The organism is Sphingomonas sp., from assembly GCF_019242355.1.
Taxonomy (GTDB): Bacteria; Pseudomonadota; Alphaproteobacteria; order Sphingomonadales; family Sphingomonadaceae; genus Sphingomicrobium.
In genome coordinates this window covers 1-12,748 of the sequence record NZ_JAFAVR010000006.1, presented here as the reverse complement: position 1 = coordinate 12,748, position 12,748 = coordinate 1, and the positions used below count along the sequence as shown (strand labels likewise).

Genomic DNA, 12,748 nt, shown 5'->3' with positions numbered 1-12,748 from the left:
GATGCAGATGAACATCGTGGCGATCACCATCGAGCGATAGCCGAACAGCGGCTTGCCCGAGAATGTTGAAACAACCTCGGAATAGATGCCGAACGCGGGGAGCACGAGGATATAGACCTCGGGATGCCCCCAGACCCAGATCAGGTTCATGTAGAGCATCGAGTTTCCGCCGCCGTCATTCGTGAAGAAATGGAAGCCGAGGTAGCGGTCGAGCATGAGCATCGCGAGCGTCGCGGTCAGCACCGGAAAAGCAGCGAGCATCAGCAGGCTGGAGGCCAGGCTGGTCCAGCAGAAGACGGGCATGCGCAGATAGCTCATGCCCGGGGCGCGGATCTTGAGGATGGTGGTCACGAAATTGACCGCGGTCAGGGTCGTCCCGACGCCGGATATCTGCAGTGCGACGAGATAGTAGTCGACGCCGACGCCGGGCGAGAAGGCCTTTTCACTGAGCGGCGGGAAAGCGAGCCAGCCCGTGCGCGCGAACTCGCCGAGAAACAGGCTGACGTTCACCAGCAGTGCTCCCGACGCGCTTAGCCAGAAGCTGACATTGTTGAGCGTCGGGAAGGCGACGTCCCGGACTCCGAGCTGCAGCGGCACGACGAAATTCATGAAGCCGATGATGATCGGCATCGCCATGAAGAAGATCATGATCGTGCCGTGCGCGGAGAAAATCTGGTTGTAATGCTCGGGCGGCAGATAGCCCTGCGAAGCGCCGATCGCGAGCGACTGCTGGGCGCGCATCATGATCGCGTCGGCGAACCCGCGCACCAGCATCAGCAGCGCGAGGACGACGTACATGATGCCGATCTTCTTGTGGTCGGTCGAGGTGATGTACTCGTTCCACAGATAGGGCCACCAGCCCTTGCGGGTGATCCAGACCGCCGCGGCCACGACCGCGAGCAACACCACGATCGAGGTGATGAGCGGAATCGGCTGGTTGAACGGGACTGCGTCCCAGGTGAGTCTTCCGAACATTCCTAGCCCCCGGCCGGTACTGCGGATGCCTGCCGCACGGGCGGAGCGGCCTGCGGGAGATGAAGCTGCGGCACTTTGTCCGCGACGATGGCGTCGTAGAGGCCATGCGCGACGGCGCCGTAGGTGATGGGCTGCACGTAGCTGCTGGGCTTCGACAGCGCCGCATAGCCGTTCGTATCGAGCGCCTTGCCCTGGCCGTGAGCCCCTTGCGCCCACATCCCGAACTGATCGGCTGGGAGGACCTGGACCTTGAATTGCATGCCGGGGAAGCCGTCGCCGCTGAAGTGCGCGGAGAGGCCCGGGTAGGTGCCCGGCTTGTCCGCCTCCAGGTTCAGGCGCGTCGTCATGCGCGGCATGGTGTAAATCTGCGATCCCATTTGTGGGACGAAGAAGCTGTTCCAGACGGTCGCCGAAGTGAGGTCGAAGGAGACCTGCGTGCCGGCGGGAACGACGAGCTGGTTGACCGTCGCGATCCCCTGGTCGGGGTAGATGAACAGCCATTTCCAGTCGAGGGAGACGACCTGGACATGAAGCGGCGGCCTGGTCGAGCTCAGGGGCTTGGCCGGGTCGAGGTCGTGGCTGCCGATCCACGCGATGCCGCCCAGCAGCATGATGGTAAGCGCCGGGATCGACCAGACGACCAGCTCGATCGCACCCGAATATTCCCAGTCGGGCATGTACGTCGCCCGCGTGTTGCCGCGTCGGAACCAGAAGGCGAAGGCCGCGGTGGCGAGCATCGTCGGGATGATGATGGCCAGCATGATCGCCGTTGAATTGATCAGGATTTGCTTTTCGGCGCTGGCGACCGGTCCCACCGGATCGAGGATGCCGTGCTGAGCGCAGCCGCCCACGAGAACGGCGAGCGCCGCGGCGCCGATCGCGCGCCTTGCGCCAACCTCATCGATACCGCCGAATGTCTTCATGAGTTCCCGCCGCTTCCCGATTGGAGCTCTAGACGAAATGACGCGAAAGTCAGTCCTGTATTAATACGTATTCGAGACAGGACCAATTACTGGCCGTGGTGACCCCAACGGGACTCGAACCCGTGTTTTCGCCGTGAAAGGGCGACGTCCTAGACCGCTAGACGATGGGGCCGTCAGGCGGGGTGGCGGTTAGGCGAGGGGCCCCGAAGGGTCAAGCAAGCGCCGCATCCTCGAGGTGCATTTCAGCGGCGTTGCCGCCGTTCCACTCGTCGCGCTTGATGGTGCCGGCAAGCCACCAGCGCCGGTCAGGGGCCGAGGACAGCAGCGCCTGGCCCAGATCGCTGTCGGCGCTGCGGAAGGCGATCCACTTGAAGCTGCGGCCGTCATCGCCGCAAGCGATGCCGCGCACGTGCCCGTTCCCGACGATGGCCGTCTTGAGCAGGCGCGCAGGACCCGCTGCGATTCGAGGAGCAGGCCAGCCGGCGCCGTAGGGACCGGCGGCATCGAGGGCGTCGCAGAGGGCTCCGGCCACTCCGCCGGGCGCGAGCAATGCGTCCAGCAGCAGCGCCCGGTCGCCGCGTGACCTCTCGACATCTGAAGCGAGTCGATCATTGATAAAGTCGCGGAACGGCTCCAGCCCGCCGGGTGGGAGCGTCAGGCCCGCCGCCATCGCATGACCGCCGCCGGCGAGCAGCAGCCCGCTCTCCTTTGCAGCAAGGACTGCAGCGCCGAGGTCGATTCCCGAGATCGACCGTCCGGAGCCCTTGCCGGTGCCATCCTCGCCCTCGGCAATCACGATCGCCGGGCGGCCGAAGCGCTCCTTGATCCGGCCGGCGACGATGCCGATCACGCCCGGGTGCCAGCCGCTGCCCATGACGGTGAGCACGGGCGCGCCGTCGAGCCGCGCGGCCTGTTCCTCCGCCTGCTCGCAGACCAGCATCTCGATCGCTCGGCGTTCCTCGTTGAGCCGGTCGAGCTCGGAGGCAATGGTCCGCGCCTCCTCGGGATCGGTCGAGGTCAACAGGCGAACGCCGAGGTCGGACTTGCCGACTCGGCCGCCGGCGTTGATGCGCGGCCCGAGGGCGAAGCCGAGATCGCGGCAGGACGGCGCCTTCACCAGCCGGGCTGCGTCGGCGAGCGCGGCCAGTCCCACATTCTGTCGCGAGGCCATGACCTTCAGCCCTTGGGTGACGAACGCCCGGTTGAGGGATTTGAGGCGCGCGACGTCGGCGACCGTGCCCAAGGCGACCAGGTCGAGCAGGTCGATGATCTTCGGCTCGTCGCCCTCAGCGAAGGCGCCGCGGCTGCGCAACTCGCGAAGCAATGCGACGCCCAGCAGAAAGGCCATGCCGACCGCGGCGAGGTGGCCATGGGCAGCGCCGTCCTCGCTCTCGTCGATCCGATTGGGATTGATCAGCGCGTGAGCGACGGGAAGCAGGCTTGCGCATTGGTGATGGTCGACGACAACGACCTCGAGCCCGCCTGCCGTGGCCTCCTCGAGCGCCTCGAATGCCTGGGCGCCGCAGTCGACGCAGACGGCGACGCTGGCGCCGCGACTTTTCAGTTCGACCAGAGCCCGACCGCTCGGTCCATAGCCTTCCATCAACCGGTCCGGAATGTAGACGATCGGATCGGCGCCGAGGCGGCGGAGAAGGAGCGTCATAAGCGCCGCGCTGGTCGCTCCGTCGACGTCGTAGTCGCCGAAGATCGCGATCGTCTCGCCGGCCTGGACCGCATCGGCGAGTCGCCTCGCACCCACGTCCATGTCGCGAAAGCAGGATGGGTCAGGCAGGAAGTCGCGGATGCGGGGATCGCGGTGACGCGGCAGGTCGTCGCGGGCGACGCCGCGGGCGAGCAGGAGTTCGTCGAGGAGAACGTCCATGCCCGCCGCCGGCTCGTTCGACCGCCGCCAGCGCCACGGCTGGCCGGTGATCGACCGATCGATGTTCAGCGCGCCCTGCATCGGTCTAAGCTATGGACCGCGGAATCTCGGGTCCAGTGGGCCGGTCGTTATTCTGTGGATAGCCGGCCCGGGGGCGTAGCGGTTCTGTCCGATCAGGACTTGGCGTGCGCGGGCGCCGCCTTGGGCGGTGACGGGTATTTGTCGGCCGCCGCCTTCATCTTCTGCATCATGTCCGGCGTCAGCTTCATCATCTCGGGCATGCTCCCGAAGATCGCCCGCATGGTGTCGGGATCGACCCACAATTGCATGTACTGGCTGGCGAGCGCGTGACCGCTCGGCGTCGCGAAGAACGCGTTGATGTCGGCGAGTTGCCGCTCGTCGAAGCGGCGAGCCATGGCGCGCGCCAGCCCCTCGCGGATGCGCGGGTCGAGGATGGCGGAGACTTGCGCCGTCTCGTCGACGATGACCTGCCGAATCGCGGCCGCCCGCTGATCGAAATAGGGATCCTTCTTCGCTGCAAGATCGTGGAGCGACAAGTTGCTGTCGGCGGCAGCCGTCTTGGTCGCACCGGGAAGATCCGACTGCTTGAGCTGCATCGCCCGGTCGAAGACGTTCCCGATCATCCCGCTCATCATGTTGCCGTAGGCGCCGGTCGGCCAGATCGAAGCGGCCGTCGTCCGTGACAGGGCCAGGCGCGCCGGATCGGGGTCCGGCTGTGGCGGGAACAGCTTGTCGAACATCGCGAAGATCGCGCTCATGTCCGGAACCGGATGACTGACGAACGGCGCCTTCGTGGCCGAACTATGTCCCGCAGCCTTCTTGTGCGGAACCGCCGCTGCGGACGCCGTCGAGAGCGCGAGCAGACTCGCGCCGAGAATCAATGCACGCATGGTTGCCCCCCTTGCTTCTGTGCAGGTTTAGCGGGGCCGTGAACGCTGTCCAGTCAGCGCTGTTCGTCGGCTTCGTGCTGGAGCAGCTCGGACCGGACGCGGACGGCCCGGGAACCAACCCGGGTCTCGACCAGGAAGACGGCGAAGGCGGCGCCAATCGCGATCATCGAGGCGATGAACAGCAGGGCGATCGCGGTTCCGAAGTGGTAGCGGACGAGGCTTGCGGCGAAGAGCAGCGACACGACCAGACAGACCAGCACCGCCGAGAGTACCGACAAGGTGATCGCCCAGGAAACGAGGCCCATGCGCTGGTCCAGGACACGCAATTCACCGAGCCAGCGGTCATGCTCCGCGCCGCGGCTGTCGAGAAGAAGCGGCTCGACCTGGCGCGAGCGGTCGACGATTCGCGACAGGCGCGAGGCGCAGACGTTGAGGAAGGCGCCGATGCCGCTCAGCAGGAACACCGGCGCGACCGCCTGCCGGACGATGTCGCCGACGATCGCCGCGGACAGATCGGTGGTTGGAAGCGGCGCGATCACCCTCAGGCGGCGATCGCGTTGTCGTCCTCGCAGCTGGCGACGTCGAGCATCAGGAGCCCGTTGACGACAAAGCTGGCGGCGAGGATCCAGGCGAAGCTGGCAATCAGCGGTCCGGTCGGGCCGAAGATGCTGACGACGATCGTGGCGATGGAGAGTCCGGCGATGAGCAGGGCCGCCAGGCACAGGTCCATTCCGGCGGACAGGCCGGTCCAGGTCCGCACCGACCCGCGCGCCTGGGTGCTGCCAATCCCGAGGATCACGCCCCTGAGGACCAGCCAACCGACGATCGGCCAAACCATCGGGAAGAAGTGCGTTTCAGGGTTTACCAGGAACAGCAGGCCGGCAAGGGCGGTCACTCCGCCGGCGGCCATCGTGTAGGGCCGAATCTCCCGTCGAAGCGTCCCCGCGAGCGTTTCGACGAGGCCTGCGGCGATCAGCAGCCCGCCGATCACGTCCGCCGAAAGGCCTTTTCCCGCAGGCAGAAGCGCCGCCCCGGCACTCAGCAGGATGATGAGGACGCCGGCGACGCGCATGCCGCGAGCGCGGATGCGCATCCGATCGCGGCTGATTTCGTCTGTCGTCACGGTGCCGGTCCGATCTCTTGCCCTCCAGCCGCGAACCCTCGCGCGGGGCGATAGGTTCCACGGCGAGCCGCCGCTCTGTTCAGGCCGACAATAGCTTCTTCACGCCCCGTGCGGCCTGGCGCAGGCGCTGTTCATTCTCGACAAGGGCGATGCGGACGAAACCTTCGCCCTCCTCGCCGAAGCCGACACCCGGCGCGACGGCGACATGAGCCTCGGTCAGGAGTGTCTTGGCAAACGCCATTGAGCCGAGGCTTCGGAACCGCTCCGGAATTGGCGCCCAGGCGAACATGGATGCCTGCGGGACCGGGATCTGCCAGCCGGCTCGGCCGAAGCTTTCGACCAGGACGTCGCGGCGCTTGCGGTAAAGGGCGCGATTTTGCTCGACGATGTCCTGCGGCCCGTTGAGCGCGGCGACGGCCGCAGCCTGGACGGGCGTGAACGCGCCATAGTCGAGATAGGATTTCACGCGGGCGAGCGCGGCGATCAGCCGAGCGTTGCCGACCGCAAATCCGATCCGCCAACCGGCCATCGAATAGGTCTTGGACATGGAGGTGAACTCCACCGCGACGTCCTTCGCGCCATCGACCTCAAGGATCGACGGGGTGGGCTCATCGCCGAAATAGATTTCGGCATAAGCAAGGTCGGAGATCACGATGAGATCGTTGTCGCGGGCGAAGGCGACGAGGCGCTCGTAGAAGGGCAGGTCGGCGACATAAGCGGTTGGATTGGAGGGATAGCCGACGACCAGCACCTTTGGCCGCGGCACCGTGTAACGCATCGCCATCTCGAGCCGGCGGAAGAAATCTTCGCCTGGGGCGGCCGGGATCGAGCGAATGGCAGCTCCGGCGATGATGAAGCCAAAGGTGTGAATGGGATAGGAGGGGTTGGGCGCAAGCACGACATCGCCCGGCGCGGTGATCGCCTCCGCGAGGTTGGCGAGGCCCTCCTTGGAGCCGAGGGTGACGATCACCTCTGTCTCCGGATCTACGCTCACTCCAAAGCGGCGCTGGTAATAAGCGGCCTGCGCCTTGCGGAGGCCGGGAATGCCCTTGCTCGCCGAATAGCCGTGGGCATTGGGCTTGCTCGCGACCTCGCACAGCTTATCGACGACATGCCGCGGCGGAGCGCCGTCGGGATTGCCCATGCCGAGGTCGATGATGTCCTCGCCCCGGGCGCGGGCAGCCGCCTTCATCGCGTTGACCTCTGCGAACACATAGGGAGGCAGGCGGCGGATGCGGTAGAAATCAGAGTCCATTGGATCGGTCATACGGCGACCTTTCAGTGCATCAATCCCCGTAGGCAGGGATCGACCAGCCGCGCGCAATCGCTCCGCCGCGCAGGATGAAGCCGGCGAGAATCGAGGCCGCAGCCGCGGGCCAGCTTGCGAGCCCCGCAATGGTCAGGCCGACGAACAGCCCCGCCGAGAGCGCGGCTGGGGTCACGTAGAGCTCCTTGCGCATGAGCACGGACGGCTCGCCGGCAAGGACGTCGCGGACGATGCCGCCTGCGCAGGCGGTCAGCACCCCCATGCCGAATGCGGGGACCGGTGCTACGCCGTAGCCGAGCGCCTTGGCAGAGCCGTAGGCAGCGTAGGCGGCCATTCCGGCGGCATCGAACCACAGGAGGGCGCTACCAGCGAAGCGCCGATGGCTGGCAACCCAGACGAGCAGCGCCGCCGCCATGCAGATGAGCAACGTGCCGTTAGTGTGGACCCAGAACACGGGCGCTCCGATCAGCAGGTCGCGCAGCGTGCCTCCGCCGACGCCGGTAACCACCGCGAAGAAGATGAACGTCACCAGGTCCAGGCGCCGTTCCGCCGCGACGAGCGCGCCCGATATGGCGAATACGGCGATGCCGAAATAATCGAGCAGAACGAGAGCGGACGGGATTTGCGGCGACAGCGGCATGGGGACTACACTAGCGGCATGGCGCAAGAGACTGAAACCGGCGGCGCGATCCCGAGCCTGGAGGACTGGCAGCACTGGACGCTGGTCATGGGCCGCGCGCAGCAGATGCTGATGGAATATTGGGCTCAGGGCCTGAAGAAGGACCAGCCGCTCCCGAACTTCGCCGCCGGCTGGTCGCCGCCCGCATTTGGCTTCGGCGAGCAGGTCGCGACACCCGATCCTGCGAGCCTGATGGCGGCAGGGGCCCAGGCCTGGGCGAAGGGCCTGGAGACCTGGGGGAAGATGCTCGGCGGCGCGGTTCCGGCGGGTGAGGCGGTCGAGCGCAAGGACCGGCGATTCGCTGCGCCCGAATGGCGCGAGAACCCGATCTTCGACACGATCCGCAAGACATACCTGCAGATTTCCGACCAGTTGCTTGGGACGGTCGAGGAGATCGAGACCCTCGACCCGACGATGCGCGAGCGATTGCGCTTCGCGACCCGCAGCTTCGTGGATGCGATGAGCCCATCGAACTTTGCGCTGACCAATCCGCAAGTGCTGAAGCGCACGCTGGAGACGCGCGGCGAAAACCTGCTCAAGGGCCTGTCGAACATGCTTCGCGACATTGCCGCGGGACAGCTGACGCAAACCCAGTCCGGCGCGTTCGAGGTGGGGCGCAATCTGGCAACGACGCCGGGCAAGGTCGTGCGCCGGACGCCGCTCTATGAGCTCATCCAGTATACGCCGACGACGTCCGCCGTGCTCAAGACCCCGGTCGTGATCTTCCCGCCGTGGATCAATCGATTCTATATTCTCGACCTCACGCCCGAGAAGAGCTTCGTCAAATGGTGCGTGGACCAGGGCATCACGTTGTTCATGGTCAGCTGGAAATCGGCCGACGAGAGCATCGCCGACATCTCGATCGACGATTACGTGCTCCGCGGCCAGATCGACGCGATCGACGCCGTGCGCGAGATCCTGGACGTCGAAGCGGTGCACGCGATCGGTTATTGCGTTGCCGGGACTACGCTCGCCGCGACGCTCGCGCTGCTCGAGAGCAAGGGCGAGGCGGCGAAGGTTAAGTCGGCGACCTTCTTCACCGCCCAGGTCGATTTCGCAGAAGCGGGCGATTTGAAGCTTTTCCTAGGCGACGAGACGATGGGCCTGCTGACCCAGCTGACCGCCGAAAAGGGCTATCTCGACGGTCGCTACATGGCCGCGACCTTCAACTTGCTCCGCGGTCGCGATCTCATCTGGAACTATGTCGTCAACAATTACCTGTTGGGCGAGGAGCCGCCGCCGTTCGACCTGCTCCATTGGAACAGCGACACGACCAACCTGCCGGCCGGCTGGCATCGGCACTATCTCGAGACGCTCTACAAGGGGAACAAGCTCGCGGAGAAGGGCGGCATCACGGTCGCGGGCGTCGCAATCGACATCGATAGAGTGACGACTCCGGTCTATATCCAGGCGGGTCGCGAGGACCATATCGCGCCGCCCCAGAGCGTGTGGAAGGTCATGGACCATTTCGCCGGCCCGAAGCGCTTCGTGCTCGCCGGCTCGGGGCATATCGCGGGTGTCGTGAACCCTCCGGCCGCGCAGAAGTACCAATATTGGGTCAACGAGACGCCGTGCGGGACGCTCGACTCCTTCATCGCGGGGGCGACCGAGAATAAGGGTTCCTGGTGGCCCGACTGGTTGAACTGGCTGAAGGCGCAAGGCCCGGCTACGGTCAAGGCTACCGGCGCTCGCGTCCCCGGCAAGGGCAGGGCCAAGGCGCTTGCGGACGCGCCCGGGACTTACGTCAAGGAGCGGTAGGCCTGCTCAGCATTTTTCATACTTCCAGTGACGCTTCTTTCCCTCGGACAGCCATTCGATTGCGGTGGTGATGCGCTTCTGGTGTGTGGCGTCCTGCTTCGCCTCGGCGATCCATTCGAGATAATCGCGCTGCGCCGAGGGCGCGAAACCGTCTAGCGCCGCTTTGGCCTGCGGCGCCTGCTCAAGAGCGGCGGCGAAATCCGGGTGCAATTCGGGAGCGGGTCTCGGGGGATGCTTCGCCTTGCGAGGCGCTGGGGCAGCTCTCGCCAGATCGGCGGCCTCGAGGATCAGGCGGTCGAGCTCGGTGTCCGTGGGGAGGTCGCTGGCGGACTTCAGCTTGCCGAACTGGCCCATCGCACCGACGGAAGCGTGACTCGATTCCAGTTCCTGCCCTCGCCAGAAATTCAATGCGGCATGCGCTTTGAACGCGGCAGTGATGAGGACGATCTTCCCGCCGACAGTGTAGGCGGGCATGCCCCACTTCACGGCTTCCTCGGCATCGGGAAGAACGGCGCGCACCCGTTCCCGAACATGGCTGAGGATCGGCCGGGCGAATGGCTGCGCCTTGGCGATATAGGCGTCGACCCTGGGCTCCCGACTCACAGGATGCCGTGGCCCAGCGTCAGCCGCACGACGGCAACCAGGATCACGAACAGATTGAGGTTACGGCCGCCGTTGCCGCGCGAGACGGTCCCGACGCCAGCACCGGCGAGGGCGAGCAGGAGTACCAGCCATTCACCCGCCCCGAGCAATGGAAGGAAGGCGATCGTCGCCAGAATCAGGGCGACGAACCCGATGATCAGCGAGGCAAGGTTGAACATCGGATGCGCATAGCAGCAATTCGGCGTTCCGTTAAACCGTCGTTATTCATCAAACGGTCGGCGACAATTCAACCAAGATGGTGAAGGGCGCATTAGTGGAATCGTAAGGTTTGTCCTGTCACTCGTCGGTGGTTCGGAAAGGTGGTCATGGTTCGATTTGCCCGGTGCGCACGCAATGCGGTTCTACTCGTGACCGCCATGGCGGCAACGGGCTGTGCGACCAAGCCCCATCATCCGGTGGTCGTGGTTCCCGAAGTCATTGCCCCGCCGCCGACCAAGTCGTCCGTGTGGCGCGGGATTGTGACCGACGCTGACCAGGACCGCCTCGGGCGGCTGGGCCTTGCCTGGCAATCGGCGCTTGCCGACGCGCGCAAGGAATTTGCGACGGACATCGACAATGAGGGCGACTTGTTGCGGCCGCGCGCCGCTCTGCCGCGGCCGGAGCCGACTCCCGGAAGCTACAATTGCCGGCTGATCAAGCTCGGCAAGGCGACTCCGGCAAGCAAGGCCTATGAAAGCTTCAAGCCGTTTTTCTGCTACGTCGAGATCGAAGGCGACCTGCTGACCATCGTGAAGCAGACGGGCAGCCAGCGGCCGGCGGGCCGCTTGTGGGAGGACGACGATTCGAATCGGCTCATCTTCCTTGGCAGCCTGGCCCTCGGCGACGAGCAGCAGCCGCTGGGCTATGGTGACGACCCGAAGCGCGACATGGCCGGCGTGCTCGAGCGAGTCGGGCCGTTCCGCTGGCGGTTGGTGATCCCATGGCCGCAGAGCACTTCGAAGCTGGACGTGTTCGAACTGACGCCGGTCGCAATCCAGCCGAAGTGAGCGAAAGCGCCGGGCTGCTCGCGGACCCGGCGGAGGTGCGCGCGATCCTGGTGGCCTCCGCCCAGGCCGGCGAGCCGATCACATATTCGGAGGTGCTTGGGCTCCTCGGGCATCGCTTCACGCGGCCGAAGATGCGCGCCTTGTGCAAGGTGCTGGCCTTCGTCGACGACGAGGCGGAAGAGCGGGGCGAACCTGAGCTTGCGGTACTGGTGGTCCGGCAAAGCGACGGCCTGCCAGGACAGGGGTGGTGGATCGGCGGCGCGCCCAAGCATTGCTACTCCGGACTGTGGGAGGGGCCTGCGGCGGCAAAGCTGATCCGGAAGGTCCAGCAGCGGGCCTTCGAGTTTTGGGCGGGACGCGAAGGTTAGCATCCGCTAATCGGCCCAGCGTGAGCGACGTTCGCATCTTCACCGTCAGCGACGAGGACGATGGCATCCGGCTGGACCGTTGGTTCAAACGCCATTTGCCGGACGTCACGTTCAACATCGTTTCGCGCTGGGCCCGGACAGGACAGCTGCGCGTGGCCGGCAAGCGGGCCGCGCCCGGCGATCGGCTGGAGGAAGGGCAGGAGATCCGGATCCCCCCGGAGCTTCCGGCGGCGGCTCGCCCGGCGCGCACGCAACCGAGGCGCGAGCCACTGACCGAGGATGAGGTGCGGCTGGTCCGCGACATGGTAATCCATGAAGATACCAGTGCATTCGTGCTGAACAAGCCGCCGGGTCTGGCGACGCAGGGCGGGACCAAGACCACTCAGCATCTCGATCGGCTGCTGGATGGACTGGCTGGCGAGGCCGGCCGGCCCAAGCTGGTGCACCGGCTCGACAAGGACACGTCGGGCGCGATCCTCGTCGCCCGGAGCCCGCGCGCGGCGACCCATTTCTCCAAGGCTTTCTCCGGGCGCACCGCTCGCAAGATCTATTGGGCGCTCGTGGTCGGCGTGCCATCGGCCGACGAGGGCGAGATCGACGCGCCGCTCGCCAAGCAGCCGGGCACGGGCGGGGAAAAGATGCATATCAGCGAGGAGCATGGGCTGCCAGCGAAGAGCCGATGGCGAGTCATCGACAACGCCGGCAATCGTGCCGCCTGGGTCGAGCTCCAGCCCCTGACCGGGCGCACGCACCAGCTCCGCGCCCACATGGCCTCGATCGGCCATCCGATCGTCGGCGATGCCAAATATGGCGGGCCGGACGCGTTCCTGACGGGCGGAGTGAGTCGCAAGCTGCACCTCCACGCGCGCCGGATCCGGATCGATTCGCCGACCGGCGGCAAGATCGACGTCTCGGCCGAGCTTCCGGCGCATTTCGCCGAGACTCTGGCAATGATCGGGTTCGACGCAGCGTCGGGCGACCTGCCGCCACGCGCTCCGCCCAAGCAGCTTGCACCGCGGGCAGCGAAGCCGGCGAACCGGCGCGGCGAGCGGCGGTCGCGCAGCGGCGGTTGGGCCAAGGCGAAGCGGCGATGAGCCCGCCGCCGATCGACGACGATGCGGTCTACAAGAGCCGCCTGGCGATCTACTCGCTGGTGCGGCTCGGCGGCGTCGTCATATTCTTGCTCGGCGTCGCCATCGCTTACACGAATCTG

14 protein-coding genes and 1 tRNA gene are annotated in these 12,748 nt (G+C 66.0%); 4 read left to right on the top strand and 11 right to left on the bottom strand.

Features of this window, described 5'->3' with window-relative positions; translation table 11 throughout:
• The 9 genes from JOZ79_RS00200 to JOZ79_RS00160 form a co-directional block, all read right to left on the bottom strand.
• Nucleotides 1–975 (bottom strand): cbb3-type cytochrome c oxidase subunit I (locus JOZ79_RS00200; RefSeq protein ID WP_294068927.1); only part of this gene is annotated, 975 nt, incomplete at its 3' end.
• 2 nt (nt 976–977) lie between these two features.
• Nucleotides 978–1,898 (bottom strand): ubiquinol oxidase subunit II, encoded by a 921-nt coding sequence (gene cyoA, locus JOZ79_RS00195; RefSeq protein ID WP_294068925.1) that lies wholly within the window; start codon nt 1,896–1,898, stop codon nt 978–980.
• 96 nt (nt 1,899–1,994) lie between these two features.
• A tRNA-Glu gene (locus JOZ79_RS00190) sits at nt 1,995–2,070 on the bottom strand.
• Between the two features lie 39 nt (nt 2,071–2,109).
• The gene (gene recJ / locus JOZ79_RS00185; RefSeq protein ID WP_294068923.1) at nt 2,110–3,861 is read right to left on the bottom strand and encodes a single-stranded-DNA-specific exonuclease RecJ; all 1,752 of its coding nucleotides are present in this window, start codon (nt 3,859–3,861) and stop codon (nt 2,110–2,112) included.
• 92 nt (nt 3,862–3,953) lie between these two features.
• Complete coding sequence (locus JOZ79_RS00180; protein ID WP_294068921.1) at nt 3,954–4,691, bottom strand: hypothetical protein; 738 nt, start codon at nt 4,689–4,691, stop codon at nt 3,954–3,956.
• 53 nt (nt 4,692–4,744) lie between these two features.
• The gene (locus JOZ79_RS00175; RefSeq protein WP_294068919.1) at nt 4,745–5,230 is read right to left on the bottom strand and encodes a DUF2721 domain-containing protein; all 486 of its coding nucleotides are present in this window, start codon (nt 5,228–5,230) and stop codon (nt 4,745–4,747) included.
• 2 nt (nt 5,231–5,232) lie between these two features.
• Nucleotides 5,233–5,814, bottom strand: coding sequence for a hypothetical protein (locus tag JOZ79_RS00170; protein WP_294068917.1), 582 nt, complete (start codon nt 5,812–5,814; stop codon nt 5,233–5,235).
• A 79-nt stretch (nt 5,815–5,893) separates the two neighbouring features.
• Complete coding sequence (locus JOZ79_RS00165) at nt 5,894–7,069, bottom strand: LL-diaminopimelate aminotransferase (RefSeq protein ID WP_294068932.1); 1,176 nt, start codon at nt 7,067–7,069, stop codon at nt 5,894–5,896.
• A 31-nt stretch (nt 7,070–7,100) separates the two neighbouring features.
• Nucleotides 7,101–7,721 carry a trimeric intracellular cation channel family protein gene (locus tag JOZ79_RS00160; RefSeq protein ID WP_294068915.1) on the bottom strand — a complete coding sequence of 207 codons (621 nt, stop codon included), beginning with the start codon at nt 7,719–7,721 and terminating at the stop codon, nt 7,101–7,103.
• An 18-nt stretch (nt 7,722–7,739) separates the two neighbouring features.
• Here JOZ79_RS00160 and phaC point away from each other — a divergent pair, with 18 nt between their 5' ends.
• Nucleotides 7,740–9,518: a class I poly(R)-hydroxyalkanoic acid synthase gene (gene phaC, locus JOZ79_RS00155; protein WP_294068914.1), complete on the top strand. Its 1,779-nt coding sequence runs from the start codon at nt 7,740–7,742 to the stop codon at nt 9,516–9,518.
• Nucleotides 9,519–9,524: 6 nt separating this feature from the next.
• Here the strand turns inward: phaC and JOZ79_RS00150 are convergent, their stop codons facing one another.
• Together JOZ79_RS00150 and JOZ79_RS00145 are read right to left on the bottom strand one after the other, a co-directional pair.
• Entirely contained in the window at nt 9,525–10,121 is a 597-nt protein-coding gene (locus tag JOZ79_RS00150; RefSeq protein ID WP_294068913.1) for a YdeI/OmpD-associated family protein, read from the bottom strand.
• Nucleotides 10,118–10,339 (bottom strand): hypothetical protein, encoded by a 222-nt coding sequence (locus JOZ79_RS00145; protein WP_294068912.1) that lies wholly within the window; start codon nt 10,337–10,339, stop codon nt 10,118–10,120. Before JOZ79_RS00145 ends, JOZ79_RS00150 begins: the two co-directional genes overlap by 4 nt.
• Nucleotides 10,340–10,537: 198 nt before the next feature.
• Here JOZ79_RS00145 and JOZ79_RS00140 point away from each other — a divergent pair, with 198 nt between their 5' ends.
• The 3 genes from JOZ79_RS00140 to JOZ79_RS00130 are packed head-to-tail and all read left to right on the top strand — an operon-like array spanning nt 10,538 to nt 12,629.
• Entirely contained in the window at nt 10,538–11,167 is a 630-nt protein-coding gene (locus tag JOZ79_RS00140; protein ID WP_294068929.1) for a DUF4893 domain-containing protein, read from the top strand.
• A complete protein-coding gene (locus tag JOZ79_RS00135; protein WP_294068911.1) occupies nt 11,164–11,535 on the top strand; it encodes a ribose-phosphate pyrophosphokinase in 372 nt (123 codons plus the stop codon). Before JOZ79_RS00140 ends, JOZ79_RS00135 begins: the two co-directional genes overlap by 4 nt.
• A gap of 20 nt (nt 11,536–11,555) precedes the next feature.
• Nucleotides 11,556–12,629 (top strand): RluA family pseudouridine synthase, encoded by a 1,074-nt coding sequence (locus JOZ79_RS00130; protein WP_366514780.1) that lies wholly within the window; start codon nt 11,556–11,558, stop codon nt 12,627–12,629.
• The last annotated feature ends 119 nt before the right edge of the window (nt 12,630–12,748 follow it).

What these genes read in the sequence shown, in the direction of transcription:
- JOZ79_RS00165 (WP_294068932.1), bottom strand. Translation starts at nt 7,069, where the DNA reads ATGGACTCTGATTTCTACCGCATCCGCCGCCTGCCTCCCTATGTGTTC.
- JOZ79_RS00160 (WP_294068915.1), bottom strand. Translation starts at nt 7,721, where the DNA reads ATGCCGCTGTCGCCGCAAATCCCGTCCGCTCTCGTTCTGCTCGATTAT.
- JOZ79_RS00180 (WP_294068921.1), bottom strand. Translation starts at nt 4,691, where the DNA reads ATGCGTGCATTGATTCTCGGCGCGAGTCTGCTCGCGCTCTCGACGGCG.
- cyoA (WP_294068925.1), bottom strand. Translation starts at nt 1,898, where the DNA reads ATGAAGACATTCGGCGGTATCGATGAGGTTGGCGCAAGGCGCGCGATC.
- JOZ79_RS00140 (WP_294068929.1), top strand. Translation starts at nt 10,538, where the DNA reads ATGGCGGCAACGGGCTGTGCGACCAAGCCCCATCATCCGGTGGTCGTG.
- recJ (WP_294068923.1), bottom strand. Translation starts at nt 3,861, where the DNA reads ATGCAGGGCGCGCTGAACATCGATCGGTCGATCACCGGCCAGCCGTGG.
- phaC (WP_294068914.1), top strand. Translation starts at nt 7,740, where the DNA reads ATGGCGCAAGAGACTGAAACCGGCGGCGCGATCCCGAGCCTGGAGGAC.
- JOZ79_RS00145 (WP_294068912.1), bottom strand. Translation starts at nt 10,339, where the DNA reads ATGTTCAACCTTGCCTCGCTGATCATCGGGTTCGTCGCCCTGATTCTG.